This is a genomic window from Pantoea sp. X-Soil-YNGN-775, from assembly GCF_059730575.1.
Window position 1 is genome coordinate 4,149,298 of sequence record NZ_AP035945.1, and the last position, 18,203, is coordinate 4,167,500.

At 56.1% G+C, this 18,203-nt stretch carries 19 protein-coding genes; 13 read left to right on the forward strand and 6 right to left on the reverse strand.

Translation table 11 applies throughout. The annotated features are described in order from the left end of the window. The first annotated feature begins 90 nt into the window (after positions 1 to 90). Both AC6I8I_RS19510 and AC6I8I_RS19515 read left to right on the forward strand, forming a co-directional pair. Positions 91 to 1,320 (forward strand): glycosyltransferase, encoded by a 1,230-nt coding sequence (locus AC6I8I_RS19510; protein WP_312055957.1) that lies wholly within the window; start codon positions 91 to 93, stop codon positions 1,318 to 1,320. After that, positions 1,313 to 2,224: a hypothetical protein gene (locus tag AC6I8I_RS19515; protein WP_312055956.1), complete on the forward strand. Its 912-nt coding sequence runs from the start codon at positions 1,313 to 1,315 to the stop codon at positions 2,222 to 2,224. Before AC6I8I_RS19510 ends, AC6I8I_RS19515 begins: the two co-directional genes overlap by 8 nt. Positions 2,225 to 2,254: 30 nt before the next feature. On the opposite strand, the gene tdh is transcribed toward AC6I8I_RS19515, so the two are convergent. Both tdh and AC6I8I_RS19525 read right to left on the reverse strand, forming a co-directional pair. Further along, the gene (gene tdh, locus AC6I8I_RS19520) at positions 2,255 to 3,283 is read right to left on the reverse strand and encodes an L-threonine 3-dehydrogenase (protein ID WP_069729266.1); all 1,029 of its coding nucleotides are present in this window, start codon (positions 3,281 to 3,283) and stop codon (positions 2,255 to 2,257) included. Positions 3,284 to 3,293: 10 nt separating this feature from the next. Then, positions 3,294 to 4,490, reverse strand: coding sequence for a glycine C-acetyltransferase (locus AC6I8I_RS19525; RefSeq protein ID WP_031375591.1), 1,197 nt, complete (start codon positions 4,488 to 4,490; stop codon positions 3,294 to 3,296). A 230-nt stretch (positions 4,491 to 4,720) separates the two neighbouring features. Here AC6I8I_RS19525 and rfaD point away from each other — a divergent pair, with 230 nt between their 5' ends. The 11 genes from rfaD to coaD all read left to right on the forward strand — a co-directional run bounded on the left by rfaD (position 4,721) and on the right by coaD (position 15,935). After that, positions 4,721 to 5,653 (forward strand): ADP-glyceromanno-heptose 6-epimerase, encoded by a 933-nt coding sequence (rfaD, locus tag AC6I8I_RS19530; RefSeq protein WP_069729264.1) that lies wholly within the window; start codon positions 4,721 to 4,723, stop codon positions 5,651 to 5,653. A gap of 17 nt (positions 5,654 to 5,670) precedes the next feature. Then, positions 5,671 to 6,729, forward strand: coding sequence for an ADP-heptose--LPS heptosyltransferase RfaF (gene rfaF / locus AC6I8I_RS19535; protein ID WP_312055955.1), 1,059 nt, complete (start codon positions 5,671 to 5,673; stop codon positions 6,727 to 6,729). Continuing rightward, positions 6,717 to 7,694, forward strand: coding sequence for a lipopolysaccharide heptosyltransferase RfaC (gene rfaC, locus AC6I8I_RS19540; RefSeq protein ID WP_312055954.1), 978 nt, complete (start codon positions 6,717 to 6,719; stop codon positions 7,692 to 7,694). Before rfaF ends, rfaC begins: the two co-directional genes overlap by 13 nt. After that, positions 7,691 to 8,767, forward strand: coding sequence for a glycosyltransferase family 9 protein (locus AC6I8I_RS19545; RefSeq protein ID WP_312055953.1), 1,077 nt, complete (start codon positions 7,691 to 7,693; stop codon positions 8,765 to 8,767). The genes rfaC and AC6I8I_RS19545 overlap by 4 nt, the downstream gene beginning before the upstream one ends. A 9-nt stretch (positions 8,768 to 8,776) precedes the next feature. After that, complete coding sequence (locus tag AC6I8I_RS19550; protein WP_497820619.1) at positions 8,777 to 9,769, forward strand: glycosyltransferase family 8 protein; 993 nt, start codon at positions 8,777 to 8,779, stop codon at positions 9,767 to 9,769. Between the two features lie 221 nt (positions 9,770 to 9,990). Continuing rightward, on the forward strand, positions 9,991 to 11,040 hold the full coding sequence (locus AC6I8I_RS19555) for a glycosyltransferase (RefSeq protein ID WP_409519834.1): 1,050 nt from the start codon (positions 9,991 to 9,993) through the stop codon (positions 11,038 to 11,040). Between the two features lie 73 nt (positions 11,041 to 11,113). Continuing rightward, positions 11,114 to 12,190 (forward strand): putative lipopolysaccharide heptosyltransferase III, encoded by a 1,077-nt coding sequence (rfaQ, locus tag AC6I8I_RS19560; RefSeq protein ID WP_497820620.1) that lies wholly within the window; start codon positions 11,114 to 11,116, stop codon positions 12,188 to 12,190. Then, positions 12,183 to 13,316 (forward strand): glycosyltransferase family 4 protein, encoded by a 1,134-nt coding sequence (locus AC6I8I_RS19565; RefSeq protein WP_312760479.1) that lies wholly within the window; start codon positions 12,183 to 12,185, stop codon positions 13,314 to 13,316. Before rfaQ ends, AC6I8I_RS19565 begins: the two co-directional genes overlap by 8 nt. A gap of 92 nt (positions 13,317 to 13,408) precedes the next feature. Continuing rightward, positions 13,409 to 14,683: a lipid IV(A) 3-deoxy-D-manno-octulosonic acid transferase gene (gene waaA, locus AC6I8I_RS19570; protein WP_031375144.1), complete on the forward strand. Its 1,275-nt coding sequence runs from the start codon at positions 13,409 to 13,411 to the stop codon at positions 14,681 to 14,683. After that, a complete protein-coding gene (locus AC6I8I_RS19575) occupies positions 14,683 to 15,459 on the forward strand; it encodes a glycosyltransferase family 2 protein (RefSeq protein WP_497820621.1) in 777 nt (258 codons plus the stop codon). Before waaA ends, AC6I8I_RS19575 begins: the two co-directional genes overlap by 1 nt. Next, a complete protein-coding gene (gene coaD / locus AC6I8I_RS19580) occupies positions 15,456 to 15,935 on the forward strand; it encodes a pantetheine-phosphate adenylyltransferase (RefSeq protein ID WP_312055948.1) in 480 nt (159 codons plus the stop codon). The genes AC6I8I_RS19575 and coaD overlap by 4 nt, the downstream gene beginning before the upstream one ends. Here coaD and mutM read toward each other — a convergent pair. The 4 genes from mutM to radC form a co-directional block, all read right to left on the reverse strand. Continuing rightward, the gene (gene mutM, locus AC6I8I_RS19585) at positions 15,932 to 16,741 is read right to left on the reverse strand and encodes a bifunctional DNA-formamidopyrimidine glycosylase/DNA-(apurinic or apyrimidinic site) lyase (RefSeq protein WP_312055947.1); all 810 of its coding nucleotides are present in this window, start codon (positions 16,739 to 16,741) and stop codon (positions 15,932 to 15,934) included. The two genes, coaD and mutM, sit on opposite strands and share 4 nt — an antisense overlap. A 69-nt stretch (positions 16,742 to 16,810) precedes the next feature. Then, the gene (rpmG, locus tag AC6I8I_RS19590; RefSeq protein WP_001051798.1) at positions 16,811 to 16,978 is read right to left on the reverse strand and encodes a 50S ribosomal protein L33; all 168 of its coding nucleotides are present in this window, start codon (positions 16,976 to 16,978) and stop codon (positions 16,811 to 16,813) included. Between the two features lie 20 nt (positions 16,979 to 16,998). Further along, on the reverse strand, positions 16,999 to 17,235 hold the full coding sequence (gene rpmB, locus AC6I8I_RS19595) for a 50S ribosomal protein L28 (protein WP_006121249.1): 237 nt from the start codon (positions 17,233 to 17,235) through the stop codon (positions 16,999 to 17,001). A gap of 240 nt (positions 17,236 to 17,475) precedes the next feature. Continuing rightward, positions 17,476 to 18,132 carry a RadC family protein gene (radC, locus tag AC6I8I_RS19600; protein ID WP_312055946.1) on the reverse strand — a complete coding sequence of 219 codons (657 nt, stop codon included), beginning with the start codon at positions 18,130 to 18,132 and terminating at the stop codon, positions 17,476 to 17,478. Positions 18,133 to 18,203 lie beyond the last annotated feature (71 nt).

An 18,203-nucleotide genomic window follows, 5' to 3' on the forward strand; every position in this document is an offset into this window, starting at 1 on the left:
GCTAAGTATGCAGCTTAGCGTTCAATTCTACGCAGAAATTACTATAATCCCGGGTCGGGCCATGAGGTGCTGTGTGGAATATTGAGACGGATGACGATAAATAAACAAAAAATTCTGCTGCTGGATAACGGCAGAGAATGGGGAGGCGGCACCAACAGCATGCTGGAGCTGCTGAAGCGTATTGATCGTCAGAAATTTGATATCACCTGCTGCTTCTACCACAACTACGGACGCGGCAACGGTGAAACCATTGAGTCCGTACTGCTTGCACTGGATATTCCGGTATTCTTTATTCCGCAAATCAAACAACCGCGCTGGGCCAAAATCGTCAAAGAGGTGGCGCGTGCACTGCTGTTTTTCAATAAAAAACTTAAGAAGCGCGCCATCGATCTGATTGATGAGCGCTGGCGCATCATTCCCAACGCCAGCAAAATCAACTCGTTGTTACAGCTGGGCAACTACGACACGCTGTATATGAATAACCAGCCCAGTACCAATGTCGAAGGGTATCTGGCGGCGCGAGGCCTGAATGTGGCGGTGGTCCAGCACTGTCGTATCGATCCGCTGCTGGAGCCGCGGCTGGTTAAAATGGTTAATCAGGATTGCCAGGCGGTGATTGCGGTCTCCGAGGGCGTTAACGCCACGCTACGTAAGCACGGCGTGAAGGCAGATCGCTGTTTTACCGTCAGCAACGCTATTGATATCCACCAGCCGCTGCCCGACCGCCTTGAGGTGCGTCAGCGCTTTAAACTGGCTCCCGGTACCTTTGTGTTTGGCTCCATCGGTTCGCTGATATTACGTAAATCCAATCATCATACGTTGCAGGCGCTGGGCCGCTTCAAACGTGCCAATCCGGATGCCGACTGGAAAATGATCGTTGTTGGTGCCGGACCTGAATTACAGCACCTGCTGCAGCTGGCGACGGCGGAAAATATTCAGAATCACGTGGTGTTTACCGGCTTCCAGAATAATGCACTGGATTATCTCACCGCCTTCGATGCGTTTATTCTCGCGTCACGCAGTGAAGGTCTGCCACGGGTGGTGCTGGAAGCGATGCTGGTGAACACCGCCGTCGTCGGTTCGCGCGTGGTCGGTACTGCCGAATTGATCAGTCATGATGAAACCGGCTTGCTGTTTGATTACGGCAATGTGGTGCAACTGACCCAGCATCTTACTGCGCTGTGGCAGGATGCGGATTTACGTCAGCGACTGATCAATGCGGCAGGCAAGCGCGTGCGCGAACAATACGCTATTGAAACCTACGTCAGCGGCGTTGAAAATATTCTTCAGAGCGTCGTCAGAGAAAAACCCCATGCTTAATTTTTTAAATCCTCGCTATCGCCATATCCGGGCGCGCCATAACCTGCCCTACGATCAGGCGGACGTGCAGGGAGATGTGACGCTGACCTCGGTGGTAATCCCCTGCACCGGCGCGGATTACATTGAAGAAGCCCTGCTCAGCGCCACGTTTGCCGCACGCTTTGCGACGCAGATAGAAGAGATTGTTATCGTCAGCGATCAACCTGCGGCGGCCTTTGGCGCGCTGCCGGCTAAAACCCGGGTGGCGACGCTGGACGTTCCGCATCGCGAGGAAAACTATCGCTATAAGCAGATCTATCGCAGCCGGTTGATCAAACTGCAGGCCCCCCTGCAGGCCAAAGGCGACGGCATTCTGATGATCGATTCTGACCTCAATCTACTGAAGATGCCTGACATCAGAATGAAGCCAGGCCATCTCTACTCCAGCTTCCGTCAGGGCAAAATGATTGCCAAACTGGAAGGCGCGCCAAAAGAGGTGATTCCCGCTTATTATCCGTCCAGCATCCGTCCTTACCTAGTTGATCACGTCAATGGCGCTTATCTGGCGGCGACGCGCGCGGTCTGGCAGCGTATTTCACCGCTGTGGCTGACGCTATTTAATGATACCTGGCATTTGATGAATGACAGCCAGCCACCGACCGATCAGCTGCCGCTGGCGGTGTTGCTGGACATGCTGGATCTGAGGACTGTTAATCTGGGTGAATGGGCCAACTGGCCGGTTTCGAAGAAAATAGGCGGTCAGTCAGCGGTGATACCGACTGAGGTGGTAGGTGCACACGGCGGCTTCCCGCTGTCGGAATGGCAAAAATACCTTCGCGATCCCCGCCAGCCGCTGATGTTTAAAGGCCAGGATTACACCCGCAAAGTGCGCTACCTGACCGATGAAGAGAAAAAGCAGGCGTAATAACGCGGCCGCATAACGGCCGCCATCTGCTTAATCCCAGTTGAGGATCACTTTGCCGGAACGTCCGGAACGCATCTCATCGAAGCCCTGCTGAAAATCATCAATCGCATAGCGATGGGTAATAATCGGCGTTAAGTCGAGTCCCGACTGGATCAGCGCCGCCATTTTATACCAGGTTTCAAACATCTCGCGACCGTAGATGCCCTTAATAAACAGCCCCTTGAAAATGACCAGGTTCCAGTCGATCGCCATTTCACCCGGCGGGATACCCAGCAGAGCGATCCGTCCACCGTGGTTCATCACCTCAAGCAGCGTGCGGAAGGCCGGCGGCGCGCCCGACATTTCCAGCCCGACATCAAATCCCTCGGTCATCCCCAGCGAATGCATCACCTCGCGCAGATCTTCTTTTGCCACATTAACCGCCCGGGTAACGCCCATTTTCTGCGCCAGCGCCAGCCGGTATTCATTGATGTCGGTAATCACCACGTTGCGCGCGCCAACGTGACGACAGACCGCCGCCGCCATAATGCCGATAGGACCGGCTCCGGAGATCAGCACGTCCTCACCGACCAGATCAAACGACAGCGCGGTATGCACCGCATTGCCGAACGGGTCAAAAATCGCCGCCAGCTCATCGGAAATGTTGTCAGGAATTTTGAAGGCATTGAATGCCGGGATCACCAGATATTCGGCAAAACAGCCCTGACGGTTAACGCCCACCCCGATGGTATTGCGGCACAGATGGGTGCGTCCGGCACGGCAGTTGCGGCAGTGGCCGCAGGTGATGTGGCCTTCGCCTGACACCCGGTCGCCAATAGAAAAACCTTTGACCTCCTGGCCGACCGCCACCACTTCCCCCACATATTCATGGCCAACAATCATCGGCACCGGGATGGTTTTGCGCGACCAGTCATCCCAGTTGTAGATGTGCACGTCGGTCCCGCAGATGGCCGTTTTACGGATTTTTATCAGCAGATCGTTATGGCCCGGCTCAGGAACCGGCGCATCGGTCACCATCCAGATGCCCGCTTCTTTCTTCAGTTTGGCGAGTGCTTTCATGGTTAATTCCTCAGGCGATGACGCCCAGTTGTTTGCCGATTCGGGTAAAGGCCGCGACCGCGCGTTCCAGCTGCTGCTGGGTATGGGCAGCAGAAATCTGGGTGCGAATGCGCGCCTGGCCTTTGGGCACCACCGGATAGAAGAAACCGGTGACGTAGATGCCTTCCTGTTGCAGCAGACGGGCAAATTCCTGCGCCACGCTGGCTTCGCCCAGCATCACCGGGATTATGGCGTGATCGGCACCGGCGAGAGTAAAGCCAGCCGCGGTCATCTGCTCACGGAAGAAGCGGGCGTTATCCCACAGCCGCTGACGCAGGCCGTCGCCTTCGCTCAACAGATCAAGCACCCGCAGAGAGGCGGCAACAATTGCAGGCGCCAGTGAGTTGGAAAACAGATAAGGCCGTGAACGCTGACGCAGCCACTCAACCACTTCCGCTTTCGCTGCGGTGTAGCCGCCCGATGCGCCGCCCAGCGCTTTACCCAGCGTGCCGGTGATGATGTCGACACGGCCCATCACCTCGCAATACTCATGGGTTCCGCGTCCGGCATTGCCCACAAAACCCACCGCATGCGAATCATCCACCATCACCAGCGCCGAGAACTCGTCGGCCAGATCGCAGATCGCCGGCAGGTTAGCAATCACGCCATCCATTGAGAACACGCCATCGGTCGCGATCACAATGTGACGGGCACCGTTAGCACGCGCCTCCTGTAAACGCGCCCGCAGCTGTTCCATATCGTTATTGGCGTAGCGATAGCGCTGCGCTTTACACAGCCGGACCCCGTCAATGATTGAGGCATGATTCAGGGCGTCAGAAATGATGGCGTCCTGCGCATCAAACAGGGTCTCAAACAATCCGCCATTGGCGTCGAAACAGGAGGAGTAGAGGATCGCATCTTCCATTCCCAGAAATTCCGCCAGCCGTTTTTCCAGCAGTTTGTGGCTGTCCTGGGTGCCGCAGATGAAGCGCACTGATGCCATGCCAAATCCGTGCGAGTCCATCCCCTCTTTTGCCGCCTGGATCAGAGCGGGATGGTTGGCCAGCCCCAGGTAGTTGTTGGCGCAGAAGTTGATGACTGCCGGATCGCTGCCGACGGCGATTTCCGTTTGCTGAGCAGAGGTGATAATTCGCTCCTGTTTAAACAGGCCTTCCTGACGGGCAGTATCGAGTTGCTGACGAAGTTGTTGATAAAATTGCGCGGGCATTATTGCTCTCCTCAGATGGCAAAAATTTGGCACATCTTACTGAACAGCAAGCCTGACCACGATAAATCACCCAACAGAATGTCATTTTTGCAGCATAGTTCACGCCATGGCGGATACCGCACCAATTGTTACAGAGTCATCTGGCTGTCTGCACCCTGATGAAATGTTATGATGTGAAGTATTCGTGTGTGAAACCTCCTGTTTCACCCCACAACGTTGAAGGTAACAACATGATTATCGTAACTGGCGGCGCAGGAATGATTGGCAGCAACATCGTCAAAGCGCTGAACGATCGCGGTCACACCGACATTCTGGTGGTGGATAATCTGAAGGATGGCACCAAGTTTGCCAACTTAGTCGACCTGGATATTGTCGATTACATGGACAAAGAAGAGTTCCTGATGAGCGTGATCGCGGGCGATGATTTAGGCCCGATCGAAGCGGTGTTTCATCAGGGCGCCTGCTCTTCCACCACCGAGTGGGATGGCAAGTACATGATGGAGAACAACTATCAGTACTCCAAAGAGCTGCTGCACTTCTGTCTTGAGCGCGAAATCCCGTTCCTGTATGCCTCTTCAGCAGCCACCTATGGCGGCCGCAACGAGAATTTCATCGAAGAGCGCCAGTATGAGCAGCCGCTGAACGTCTATGGTTACTCGAAGATGCTGTTCGATCACTACGTCCGTCAGATGCTGCCGGAAGCGAACTCGCCGGTGTGCGGTTTCCGCTACTTTAACGTCTACGGACCGCGAGAAGGCCACAAAGGCAGCATGGCGAGCGTCGCTTTTCATCTCAATACCCAAATCAGCAACGATGAAAATCCAAAACTGTTTGAAGGCAGCGACGGTTTCAAACGCGATTTCATCCATGTAGATGACGTGGCTGCGGTGAACCTGTGGTGCTGGGAGAACGGCGTCTCCGGCATTTATAACTGTGGTACCGGCCGCGCAGAATCCTTCCAGGAAGTGGCCGATGCGGTCCTGAAATTCCATCAGAAAGGCCAGATTGAGTACATACCGTTCCCGGAAAAACTCAAAGGACGCTATCAGGCATACACCCAGGCCGATCTGACCCGGCTGCGTGCCGCAGGCTATGACAAGCCGTTCAAAACCGTGGCGCAGGGCGTCGCTGAATATATGGCCTGGCTTAACCGTAACGCATAAAGGAAGCTGCTCCGGCGATGAAAATTCTGGTAATCGGCCCGTCGTGGGTCGGCGATATGATGATGTCGCAAAGTCTCTATCGCACGCTCAAGGCCGAGCATCCCGATGCGGTGATTGATGTGATGGCACCGGCCTGGTGTCGTCCACTGCTGTCACGCATGCCGGAAGTGAATCAGGCGCTGGCGATGCCGCTTGGCCATGGTGCGCTGGAAATTGGTGAGCGACGCCGGTTAGGCAAAACGCTGCGCGCCAGCCACTATGACCGCGCCTATGTGTTGCCGAATTCGTTTAAGTCGGCACTGGTGCCGTTCTTCGCCGGGATCAAACGTCGCGTTGGCTGGCGCGGCGAAATGCGTTATGGCTTGCTGAACGATCTGCGGGTGCTGGATAAAGCGGCTTTCCCGCTGATGGTTGAACGCTACGTCGCGCTGGCCTATGACACGCCTGTGGCGTCGGCACAGCAGCTGCCGCAACCGCTGCTGTGGCCAAAGCTACAGGTCGAAGAGCAGGAAAAAATTCAGACCGCCGCGCAGTTTCAGCTGTCGGCGACGCGTCCAGTGATCGGTTTTTGTCCCGGCGCCGAATTTGGTCCGGCAAAACGCTGGCCGCACTATCACTACGCTGCACTGGCGCAGCAGCTGATCGCGGAAGGATTTCAGATTGTGCTGTTTGGCTCGGCAAAAGATCGGCCAACCGGTGAGGAAATTATCGCCGCACTGCCGGAAGCGGCCCGCGTCCACTGCCGTAATCTGGCCGGTGAGACTCAGCTGGAGCAGGCAGTGATTCTGCTGGCACAGTGCCGGGCAGTGGTCAGCAACGACTCCGGCCTGATGCATATCGCCGCCGCGCTGGACCGTCCGCTGGTCGCGCTCTATGGCCCAAGCAGCCCTGACTTTACGCCACCGCTGGCTCGCCAGGCGCGGGTTATTCGCCTGATTAGCGGCTATCACAAAGTGCGCAAAGGCGACGCCGAGCAGGGCTATCATCAGAGCCTGATCGACATACAACCCGAGCGCGTGCATCAGACCCTTACCGAATTACTCGACGCGCCGCAGGAGGTGCCATGCACGTCCTGATCGTTAAAACCTCATCAATGGGCGACGTGCTGCATTCGTTACCAGCGCTGACCGATGCGATGCACGCCATTCCTGGCATCCGTTTCGACTGGGTGGTGGAAGAGAACTTTGCTCAGATCCCCGGCTGGCATCCCGCAGTGGATAAGGTGCTACCGGTAGCGATTCGCCGCTGGCGCAAACACTGGTTTGGCAGCCAGCAGCGTGAAGAGCGCGTGCTGTTTAAGCGCGCGTTACAGGCACGTCAGTACGATATCGTGATTGATGCGCAGGGGCTGATCAAAAGCGCGGCGCTGGTGACGCGATTGTCAAAAGGCGTTAAGCATGGCCAGGATAGCCGCAGCGCGCGTGAACCGTTTGCCAGCTGGTGGTATGACGTGCGGCATGAGGTCAGTAAGCAACAGCACGCCGTCGAGCGGACGCGCGAACTGTTTGCTAAAAGTCTCGGCTATGAGAAACCGCACGGCCAGGGCGACTATGCGATTGCCGGACATTTCCTGCATCACCTGCCTGCCGATGCACAGCACTATCTGGTGTTTCTGCACGCCACGACGCGTGACAACAAGCACTGGCCAGAGTCGCACTGGCGGCAGCTGATTGAACGGGTGCAGCCGAGCGGATTGCGGATCAAGTTACCGTGGGGCGCAGAACATGAGCACCAGCGTGCGCAGCGCCTGGCCGAAGGATTTGAGCACGTCGATGTGCTGCCGAAACTGACGCTGGAGGCGATTGCCCGGCAGCTGGCTGGCGCGCGTGCGGTAGTATCAGTCGATACCGGATTAAGCCACCTGACCGCCGCGCTGGATCGCCCTAACCTGACGCTGTATGGACCGACCGATCCGGGCCTGATCGGTGGTTACGGTCAGAATCAACAGGCGCTGAGCGCCCCGAATCATAATCTGGCGGAGCTGACTGCCGACGCGGTGGCAGAAAAACTGCAGGCCGTTATTACGGAAAACAGGCCATGAACTATGTGTTGATCTACCTGCTGCTGGTGCCGTTTCGCACGCTGATGCGGCTGTTTTACCGGCCGACCGGGCGCAATTTAATCATTCAGACGGCAAAAATCGGTGATTTCATTAATATCACGCCGATGCTGCGCGCGCTGGGTCAGTCCGAATTGCTGATCAGTAAGGCGGTAGAACCGCTGGTGCGCCATGATGATACCGTCAGCCGCTATTTTCTGATTGAAGAGGCGAAGCGCAGCTTCTTTGCCAAGCTTAAACTGGCGTTCACCCTGATGAACCGCTACGACAATGTTTATCTGGTGCAGCCCAACAGCGTAAACCTGTTTTTTGCATCGCTGTGTAACGCGCCGAACAAACAGTTTTTGCGCACCTATGTGCGTAAGTCCTACCACGCGGTGTTCTATCGCAGCGCCAGCGGCATTGTGGATCATGCCAAGACCGATTTAACCCTCGACAGCTACCTGAAACTGATCAACCGGGAATACCGTTATACCGATTTCCCTAAGCACGCCACGTCGCCGCTGTGGCAGCCGCCCGCGCCGCCTGCTGCGCTGCTGGCTCCGCGTGAAGGGATTAAAATCGGTATCAGTATCTCCGCTGGCAACCGGGCAAAAACCATTCCCGCCAGCGTCTGGCAGCAGCTGATGGAAGCGCTGACCGACCTGCCCTGTACCTTTTATGTATTCGGGCCGCCTGCTGAACAGCCGTGGCTGGATGAATTGCTGAGCTTAACCGGCCCGAAAGAAAATATCGTGAGCCTGATTGGTGAGCTAAAACTGGAAGAGGTGCCCTGGGCCATCGCGCAGATGGATTTCTATATCTCATCTGACTCCGGCAATGCCTATATTGCCGATGCGCAGCAGGTACCGGTGATCATGCTTTATGGCCCTTGTGAAGTCAGGGAACAGCGTCCGGTCAACAATGTGCTGTTTGTCGGGCCCGATAATGTTGCTGCGTCGACATTCGTTTTTGCCACGCGTTTTCGCTTTGATCAGCCCGCTGAAAAATTATTTGGGCTGGATCACGATAAACTGACTAGAATACAAGCGTTTATTACTCATAATCTGGAATAGTGAAGCGTAATGGCAATTACCCCTGTTGCTGATGCTGTTCAGCAAAGTAAGCTCCTGGTCAACACGCTCTCTGATACGGATGCAAATCCGGTGCACGTTGCCTTTGGCATCAACCACGCCTATGCGCGTGGTCTGGGCATTACGTTATTTTCACTACTCAGCCATCATCCTGATACCGCTTTCCACGCCCATATCTTTTCAGACTCGCTAAGCGAGCAGGATGTCGAAAAATTACGTTCGCTGGCAACTGGTCATCGGCTGGCGATTACGCTGCACATTTTCAACAGTGCCTGGGTCGATCAGTTGCCGGCGGTCGGACGCTATCCAAAAAGCATCCATTATCGTTTTCTGATCCCCGAAACCGTGGCGCGCTTCAGCGATCGGGTGATCTACATCGACGCCGATACGCTGGTGGTGGGTGACTATTCGCCGTTATTCAGCCTGGATATTGCCGATTACACGCTGTGTGCCTGTAACGATACGCCACGGGCGCGTCAGAATCAGTGTCCGAAGCTCGGCCTGAAGGGCAACAACTACTTCAACTCCGGCTTTATGCTGATCAATATTCCACGCTGGATGGCGCGTCAGACCACGGCCCGCATTACCGAGGTGCTGGTCACCCGCGGAGCGGAGTTTGGCTTTCCCGATCAGGATGCATTGAACATTGTGCTGGAAGATGAGGTGCTGATCCTGCCGGAACGTTACAACCACATTTACGACATCATCGCGAACAAGGTGTGGCACCGCTTCCGGGTACCGGACGATACCGTGATGATTCATTACACCGGTAAATGCAAACCCTGGCATGCGTGGGGCGGCAGCGACCTCTCACTGCTCTATTACGACTATTACCAGCGCTCACCCTGGGCTTCACAGTCGCTTGATTTACCCAAACATTATAAAGAGATGAAGCGCTTCGCCCGGATCAAGTGGCATCAGAAACAGTACGCTGAAAGTTTCAGCTGGATGATGAACTACGTCCGGCACAAGTTTTTCGGTTAGCGCGGCGCGAAGATTTTTTGCTACCGGTTGTGTCACCTGACGTATCTGTGGCGTGACGGGCGGTGCGCCTGGCTTTTACAATTCCACGTTGCAGCCATCTTGCTTCAGGGAAAAGGGACTCTGCGTGCGTTTTTGTTAACAATTCCGGTGATTTACTTCAGCATGGGCGAAAGTCAGTTTTATAATCGTCAGTCACCCTATTTTATTTTGCTGGCCTGGACCTGGTTTATGATGATGAGGCAAACCCCTTTCGCGTTTCACTCTGCACAGGTGCAAACGTTGTCATGAGTGCTCTTCCCCTGTTGAGTATCATTACGCCTATGTACAACGCGGGCAGCATGTTTGATGAATTCATGCAGTCGCTGCTGGCGCAAACGCTGACGTCGCTGGAGATCATCATTGTCGATGACGGCTCAACCGACGGTTCCGGTGAGCGCGCCGACTATTACGCCCAACATCACTCCCACGTTCGGGTCATTCATCAGGAAAACGGCGGCGTCTCACGCGCGCGTAATGCTGGCCTGGCGGTCGCGCAGGGGAAGTATGTCACCTTTCCCGATGCCGATGACACCATGCAACCGGAGATGTACCAGACGCTGGTGACGCTGGCGGAACAGGACAATCTTGATGCGGCACAGTGCAATGCCGAATGGTATTTCAAACATAGCCAGCGGGTTAAGCCGCTGATTCCGCTGGACCGCCTGCGCAGTACCGGCGTGCTGAGCGGTCCCGACTGGCTGAATACCGCGTTAAAAACCCACCGCTACATGCATGTGGTGTGGCTGGGCATTTATCGTCGTGCGTTGATTGAACAGCATCAGTTGCTGTTTGAGCCAGGGCTGCACCATCAGGACATTCCGTGGACCACTGAATTCATGTTGCTGGCGAAACGCGTGCGTTATACCGATGCGGTGCTGTACCGCTACTACATGCATGACGCCTCGATCAGCAATCGCAAGCGCACCGGCCAGCGTAATGTCGAATACCAGCGTCACTATCTGAAGATTGCCGGTATGCTGGAAGCGCTGAATCGCCGCTACCGCGGCAAGGTAAAAATCTATCCATCGTTCCATTATCAGGTGACGCATGAAGCGCTCAGCGTCTGTCATAGCGTACGTCGGGAGCCGGATAGTGACGCACGCCGGGCGATTATCGCCGACCTGTTTGCCAGCCAGACGCATCGGCGAATGCTACGCAATGCCCGTGGGATTAAGCAGTGGTATCAGCTGCTGCTGTGGCTGAGTCGTCTCTATCGCTGGCGTTACAAATAACCCTTGAGGCTGGCTTTATCCTAAAAAGGGTTTGCCCTACAATCGGTTCACTAAAATTTGAGAACAATTGTTTATGGCCAGTCCGATCCCAGCAAACGTCTCTCCGCAAAATATATTGCTTATCAAGCTGCGCCATCATGGCGACATGCTACTGACGACGCCGGCGATCAACGCCCTTCGCCAGCGTTATCCGCAGGCCAGTATCGACGTGTTGCTCTATCAGGAAACGCGTCCGATGCTGGAAGCGCATCCGGATATCCGCCATCTGCACGTGATTGATCGTAAGTGGAAGCAGCAAGGCGGCTGGCGCAAGCTGGGCCATGAATATGCCTTGATTCGTGCGGTACGGGGATGTCATTACGACGTGGTGATTAATCTGGCCGATCAATGGCGTGCAGCCCTGATTACCCTGCTCTCCGCCGCGCCGATACGCATCGGCTTCGCGTTTAAAAAGCGTGACAACCTGCTCTGGCGGCTGTGTCATAACCAGCTGGTCCCGACCCTCAATCACAGCAAACTGCATACCGTGGAGCAGAATATGTCCGCGCTGGCTCCGCTCGGCATCAGCAGCGAGAGCGCGCGGGTTTCGATGCACTACAGTGAAGCCGATCGTCAACACGTGCTCGCCAGACTGGCGGAGAAGCAGATCGCCTCGCCGTTTATCGTGGTGCAGCCGACCTCCCGCTGGGGCTTTAAATGCTGGGAAGAGGAGAGCGTTGCCGCCACCATCGACCAGCTGGCGCAGCCAGAACGTCCGGTGGTGCTGACCGCCGGGCCGGATAAACACGAACTGGCGATGATCGAGCGCATTCAGGCGCTGTGCACCACGCAGTATGTGGTGTCGCTGGCTGGCCAGTTCACTCTGCCGCAGCTGGCGGCGCTGATCGATCATGCCCGGCTGTTTATTGGCGTCGACTCCGCCCCGATGCATATGGCGGCCGCGCTGAACACACCCTGTATTGCGCTGTTTGGCCCGACCAAGCTGCAGCACTGGCGGCCGTGGGGCGACAATAATCACGTCATCTGGGCGGGCGATTATGGTCCGCTGCCGTCACCGGACTCGATTGATACCAAAACTGACCAGCGTTACCTGTCGGCCATCCCGGTTAAGGATGTGGTCGCGGCGGCAAGGAGTTATCTGAATGAGTAAGTTACGGCTGGCGATTGTCCGGCAGAAATACCGCCCTGATGGCGGCGCCGAGCGTTTTATCTCGCGGGCGCTGGAAGCGCTGGGCAGCGAACAGCTGGATCTCAACATCATCACCCGCAGCTGGCAGGGCACGCCGAATCCTGACTGGCACCTGCACATCTGTAATCCACCCAAACTCGGACGGGTCTCTCGCGAACGTGGATTTGCCCGTGCGGCCCGCGCCTGCTGGGAACGGGAAAAGTTCGACATTGTGCAAAGCCATGAGCGCATCGCCGGTTGTGATATTTTTCGTGCCGGTGATGGTGTCCACCGCGTCTGGCTGGAACAGCGTGCGCGGATCGTTTCGCCATGGCAGCGCCTGAGCGCCAGCCTCAGCCCTTACCATCGCTATGTCCTGCAGGCGGAAGCGGAGATGTTTAATTCGCCGGCGCTGAAAGCGGTTATTTGTAACTCTGAGATGGTAAAACGCGACATCCTGCGCTGCTTCTCACTCGGTGCCGAAAAAATCCACGTCATCCATAACGCCATCGACGGCAGCCGTTTTCAGCCCGCCACCGACGCCACCCGCCACGCGACCCGTCAGCAGTTATCGCTGCCCGACAGCGCGACCGTGCTGATCTATGTTGGCTCCGGTTTTGAGCGCAAAGGGCTGAAAGCGGCGATTGAAGCGCTGGCCGGCAGCGATCGCTACCTGATTGTGGTCGGCCAGGATAAACAGCTGCAGCGCTATCAGCAGCTGGCCAATCAGCTCAACTGTCTGGATCGGCTGCGCTTTGTCGGCGTACAGCAGGACGTACAGCCGTTCTATCATGCGGCCGATGGTTTACTGCTGCCCACGCTCTACGATCCTTTCCCGAATGTGGTGCTGGAGGCGATGGCCTGTGGCCTGCCGGTAATTACCAGCACCGGCTGCGGCGGCGCGGAATTTATTACTGCCGGTCAGCAAGGTTTCGTCTGTGATGCGCTGGATATCAATGGACTGAATCAGGCGATTCAGGCGATACCGTCGCTTTCAGTCGACTCACGCATGGGCGAAGCGGCACGGCGCAGAATTGAACCTTATGGGCCGCAGCGACTGGCCAGCTCGCTGACTTCGCTGTATCAACAGGTGCTGCGAAGCAACTGACAATGTGGGATGAGTGGATGCAGGGTTTCTGATAACATGCCGCCATCTGATTTTAATCTGGTTTTAGACGCGAACGTGTCGTAACGGTAACTATGACGACCATTTACACCGCACTGCTCTATCTTATTCAGCCACTGATTTGGCTGCGCCTGTGGCTGCGCGGTCGTAAAGCGCCGGCCTATCGCAAACGCTGGGCAGAGCGCTATGGCTATTGTGTCGGCAAAGTTAAGCCAGACGGTATTGTGCTGCACTCGGTGTCGGTCGGCGAAACGCTGGCGGCGATCCCCCTGGTGCGTGCGTTGCGTCATCGTTATCCTACCCTGCCGATTACCGTCACCACCATGACACCAACCGGTTCAGAGCGGGCGCAATCGGCGTTTGGCAAAGATGTGCATCACGTTTATCTGCCTTATGACCTGCCAGGCTCGATTAATCGTTTCCTCGATACGGTCAACCCACGGCTGGTGATCATCATGGAAACCGAGCTGTGGCCCAATATCATCCGCATTCTGCATCAGCGCAATATTCCGCTGGTGATCGCCAACGCCCGTCTTTCGGCGCGTTCGGCAAAAGGCTACCGCAAGCTGGGCAAATTCATGCGCCAGCTGCTGCAGAGCATCACGCTGATTGCGGCGCAGAATAGTGAAGATGGCGACCGGTTCCTTGAGCTGGGCCTGAAGCGCTCGCAGCTGGCGATTACCGGCAGCCTGAAATTTGATATCTCAGTGACGCCAGAGCTGGCGGCCAGAGCCGTCACGCTGCGCCGTCAGTGGGCGCCGCGGCGTCCGGTGTGGATTGCCACCAGCACCCATGAAGGCGAAGAGGCGATCGTGCTCGATGCGCATCGCCGACTGCTGCAATCCTTCCCGGATTTACTGCTGATTCTGGTTCCCCGTCATCCCGAACGTTTCAACGATGCGCGCGAACTGACCCAGCAGCGTAACTTCAGCTTTATCCTGCGCAGCAGCGGTGAGATTCCTTCTGGCTCGACTCAGGTGGTAATTGGTGACTCGATGGGTGAACTGATGCTGCTGTACGGTATTGCCGATCTGGCTTTTGTCGGTGGCAGCCTGGTTGAACGGGGCGGCCATAACCCACTGGAGCCTGCTGCACATGCGATTCCGGTTCTGATGGGGCCGCACACCTGGAACTTCAAAGATATCTGCAGCAAACTGCAACAGGGCCAGGGCCTGATTACCGTCACCGACGTGATTTCGCTGGAAAAAGAGGTCACCAACCTGTTGCAGGATGATGACTATCGTCGTTATTACGGACGCCACGCGGTGGACGTGCTGCATCAGAACCAGGGCGCGCTGCAACGTCTGCTGCAGTTACTCGAACCCCATTTACCGCCACGGGCCCACTGATGCCAACACGCCAACGTCTTTCAGTGGTGATGATCGCCAAAAACGAAGCGGAACTGCTGCCTGACTGTCTGGCCTCCGTCAGCTGGGCCGATGAGATTATCCTGCTGGATTCCGGTAGCGAAGATAACAGCGTGGACATTGCCACCCAGGCGGGCGCGCAGGTGTTTCGCAGCGATGACTGGCAGGGTTATGGCATCCAACGCCAGCGCGCGCAGCGTTACGCCAGCGGCGACATGATTTTGATGATCGATGCGGATGAGCGCGTGACGCCTGAGCTGCGCGCCGCCATTGAGCAGGTATTGATCGCCCCCCCCAGCCGCACGGTTTACAGCCTTGGCCGCAGCAACCTGTTTCTGGGCCGCTTTATGCGCCACAGCGGCTGGTATCCTGACCGCGTCATGCGGCTCTATCCCCCGACGTTGCACTACAATGACAACCTGGTGCATGAATCGCTGAACGCCGAAGACGCGCCGGTGGTGGCACTGAAGGGAGATCTGCAACATCTGACCTGTCGTGATTTGATTGCTTTTCAGCGCAAGCAACTGGCGTATGCCGAAGCCTGGGCGACGGAACGTCATCAGCGCGGTAAACGCTGCGGCCTGTTTTCTATCTTCAGCCATACGCTGGGTGCATTTGTAAAAACCCTGCTGTTACGCGCGGGCTTTCTGGATGGCAAACAGGGCTGGATCCTGGCGGTGGTTAACGCACAATATACCTTTAACAAATATTCGGCGCTGTGGGCGCTGAATCACGCATCGGCAAAAGGGCGAGTATGAGTACTAAAGCCATTTATCCCGGCACCTTCGATCCCATTACGCTGGGACATCTCGATATTGTGACGCGGGCCGGGCAGATGTTTGATCGGGTAGTGCTGGCGATTGCCGCCAGTCCCAGCAAGAAGCCGATGTTCAGTCTGGACGAGCGCGTGGCGCTGGCGAGCCAGGTAGTGGCGCATCTGCCTAACGTTGAGGTGGTCGGATTCAGTGACTTAATGGCAAATTTCGCCCGTGCTCAGCAGGCTAACGTGCTGGTTCGTGGACTGCGTGCGGTATCGGACTTTGAATATGAGATGCAGCTGGCGCACATGAATCGTCATCTGCTGCCGACGCTGGAGAGCGTGTTCCTGATGCCGTCGGAAGGCTTCTCATTTGTTTCCTCTTCGCTGGTCAAAGAGGTGGCGCGTCACGGTGGCGATGTCACTGCCTTCCTGCCCGCGCCAGTCTATCAGGCGTTGCTGGCTAAATTAGCTTAGTGCTGACAATTCGGGCACCAGTATGTGCTGCGCTGCCCGTGTCTGCCGCTGACAATCGGCGTACCACATGCCCGGCACGGTTCCCCGGCCCGACCATAAACCTGCAGCTGCTGCGCAAAATACCCCGGCTTACCATCACTCTGTAAGAAGTCACGCAGCGTGGTCCCGCCCTGCTCGATGGAGCGCAGTAACACCGCTTTGATGGTATTGACCAGCAATCCGGCCTCTGACTGCGACAGGCTGCCGGCAGGTCGATCGGGCAGGATCCCGGCGGTAAACAGCGACTCACTGGCGTAAATATTGCCGACGCCGACCACCACTTTATTATCCATCAACCACTGCTTGATCAGCGTCCGTTTGCCGCGCGACTTTTCGAACAGGTAAGCACCATCAAAATGGTCGCTGAGCGGCTCCGGTCCCAGATGCGCCAGCACGCTGCTGCCAGCCAGATCGTTGCTCCAGAGCCAGGCACCAAAGCGACGCGGATCGGTGTAGCGCAGCACTTTGCCATTGCTCATCACCAGATCAACATGGTCATGGGTGGCGGCCGGCAACTCTTCTGGCAGCACGCGTAAACTGCCGGACATCCCGAGATGGATGATGATCCAGCCATGCGGCAGCTCCAGCAGCAGATATTTTGCCCGACGCTGCACGCTAAGCACCGGCTGATCGCTCAGCGACAGGATCTCCTGCGAAACCGGCCAGCGCAGACGCGAATTACGCACCACGGCGTGAAGGATGGTTTCACCGACCAAATGCGGTTCGATACCGCGGCGGCTGGTTTCAACCTCTGGCAACTCTGGCATAACCTCTCCTCAGCAGATTGCACAAACAAAAAACCCGGCCGGAGCCGGGTTTTTAGCAGAACACTAAAATTACTTAATTTTAGCTTCTTTGTAGATCACATGCTGACGTACAACCGGATCGAACTTTTTCAGTTCCAGCTTCTCTGGTTTAGTACGTTTGTTCTTCGTGGTGGTATAGAAGTGACCTGTACCAGCAGAGGAAACCAGCTTGATCTTCTCACGAATACCTTTAGCCATGATTCAGTTCCTTAGTACTCTTAGTACTTCTCACCACGGGCACGCATGTCGGCTAACACCGTATCAATGCCCTTTTTATCGATAATACGCATACCTTTTACAGATACACGCAGAGTAACGAAGCGCTTCTCGCTCTCAACCCAAAAACGGTGTGAGTGCAGGTTCGGAAGGAAACGGCGTTTCGTCGCGTTCATTGCGTGGGAACGGTTGTTACCGGTCACCGGACGCTTTCCAGTTACCTGGCAGACTCGTGACATGTCTATTCTCCAAAAATCAAATCAGCTCGAGCTTTAAAAATTAGGTTTTGGCCGCCTCGTCAGGCTTGCAGCCCGCCAGGCGAGTTCCATGGAACCCGCTAAGCTGGCCTAACCGCCAAACCCGAGATTCTCAAAGGTGGCGTAGTATACGCCGCTCAGCCCAAGTGCTCAAGTCCCGAACAGATAAAGATCCCGAATGATCGGGTAAAAAGCCGCCACCTGGCGCGAATTTTTGCTGTGTTAAAGCCAGCCTCGCTCAGCAAACGAGACATATTCGCCATGGCCTATCACCAGATGATCGAGCAAACGGATGTCGAGTAACTGGCAGGCTTCGCTGACTTTTCGCGTCACATCGCGGTCAGCCCGGCTCGGTTCCGCCATACCGGAAGGGTGGTTATGCGCCAGAATCAGTGCGGCTGCATTGACCTTCAGCGCCTCCCGTACGATCTCACGTGGGTGGACCTCTACGCTGTTGATGGACCCCGAAAACATCTTTTGCGCCGCCAGCACCCGATGCTGATTATCAAGAAACAGCACCATAAAGATCTCACGTTCCTGTTGGGCTAACAGACTTTGCAGGTAATGGCGCGTAACCTGGGGATTTTCCATCGCACTTTCGCGCGCCAGCTGGCTGGCAAAAAAGCGCTTCGCCAGTTCCGCAATCGCGTGCAGCTGTGCCAGTTTGGCATCACCAACACCCTTAATGCCGCTGAATGCGGCTTTGCTGGCGGTCATAATGTGATAGAGCGAGCCAAACTCCTGCACAATCTGCTGCGCCAGCGCCATCACGTTTTGCCCCGGCGTGCCGGTGCGCAGAAACAGGGCCAGCAGCTCGACGTCACTCAGCGCCTGTGCGCCCTGCTGCTGTAGTTTCTCCCGTGGTGCCATACTTTTCATCTGCATTCTCCCTGTGGCGAACGTCAGGGTGACCCATCTGGCGCAACGCCACCATCAGCAGCGTGACATTT

Excerpts from the sequence above, each read along its gene's own strand:
- AC6I8I_RS19510 (WP_312055957.1), top strand. The coding sequence starts at position 91 with ATGACGATAAATAAACAAAAAATTCTGCTGCTGGATAACGGCAGAGAA.
- AC6I8I_RS19515 (WP_312055956.1), top strand. The coding sequence starts at position 1,313 with ATGCTTAATTTTTTAAATCCTCGCTATCGCCATATCCGGGCGCGCCAT.
- tdh (WP_069729266.1), bottom strand. The coding sequence starts at position 3,283 with ATGAAAGCACTCGCCAAACTGAAGAAAGAAGCGGGCATCTGGATGGTG.
- AC6I8I_RS19525 (WP_031375591.1), bottom strand. The coding sequence starts at position 4,490 with ATGCCCGCGCAATTTTATCAACAACTTCGTCAGCAACTCGATACTGCC.
- rfaD (WP_069729264.1), top strand. The coding sequence starts at position 4,721 with ATGATTATCGTAACTGGCGGCGCAGGAATGATTGGCAGCAACATCGTC.
- rfaF (WP_312055955.1), top strand. The coding sequence starts at position 5,671 with ATGAAAATTCTGGTAATCGGCCCGTCGTGGGTCGGCGATATGATGATG.
- rfaC (WP_312055954.1), top strand. The coding sequence starts at position 6,717 with ATGCACGTCCTGATCGTTAAAACCTCATCAATGGGCGACGTGCTGCAT.
- AC6I8I_RS19545 (WP_312055953.1), top strand. The coding sequence starts at position 7,691 with ATGAACTATGTGTTGATCTACCTGCTGCTGGTGCCGTTTCGCACGCTG.
- AC6I8I_RS19550 (WP_497820619.1), top strand. The coding sequence starts at position 8,777 with ATGGCAATTACCCCTGTTGCTGATGCTGTTCAGCAAAGTAAGCTCCTG.
- rfaQ (WP_497820620.1), top strand. The coding sequence starts at position 11,114 with ATGGCCAGTCCGATCCCAGCAAACGTCTCTCCGCAAAATATATTGCTT.
- AC6I8I_RS19565 (WP_312760479.1), top strand. The coding sequence starts at position 12,183 with ATGAGTAAGTTACGGCTGGCGATTGTCCGGCAGAAATACCGCCCTGAT.
- waaA (WP_031375144.1), top strand. The coding sequence starts at position 13,409 with ATGACGACCATTTACACCGCACTGCTCTATCTTATTCAGCCACTGATT.
- AC6I8I_RS19575 (WP_497820621.1), top strand. The coding sequence starts at position 14,683 with ATGCCAACACGCCAACGTCTTTCAGTGGTGATGATCGCCAAAAACGAA.
- coaD (WP_312055948.1), top strand. The coding sequence starts at position 15,456 with ATGAGTACTAAAGCCATTTATCCCGGCACCTTCGATCCCATTACGCTG.
- mutM (WP_312055947.1), bottom strand. The coding sequence starts at position 16,741 with ATGCCAGAGTTGCCAGAGGTTGAAACCAGCCGCCGCGGTATCGAACCG.
- rpmG (WP_001051798.1), bottom strand. The coding sequence starts at position 16,978 with ATGGCTAAAGGTATTCGTGAGAAGATCAAGCTGGTTTCCTCTGCTGGT.
- rpmB (WP_006121249.1), bottom strand. The coding sequence starts at position 17,235 with ATGTCACGAGTCTGCCAGGTAACTGGAAAGCGTCCGGTGACCGGTAAC.
- radC (WP_312055946.1), bottom strand. The coding sequence starts at position 18,132 with ATGAAAAGTATGGCACCACGGGAGAAACTACAGCAGCAGGGCGCACAG.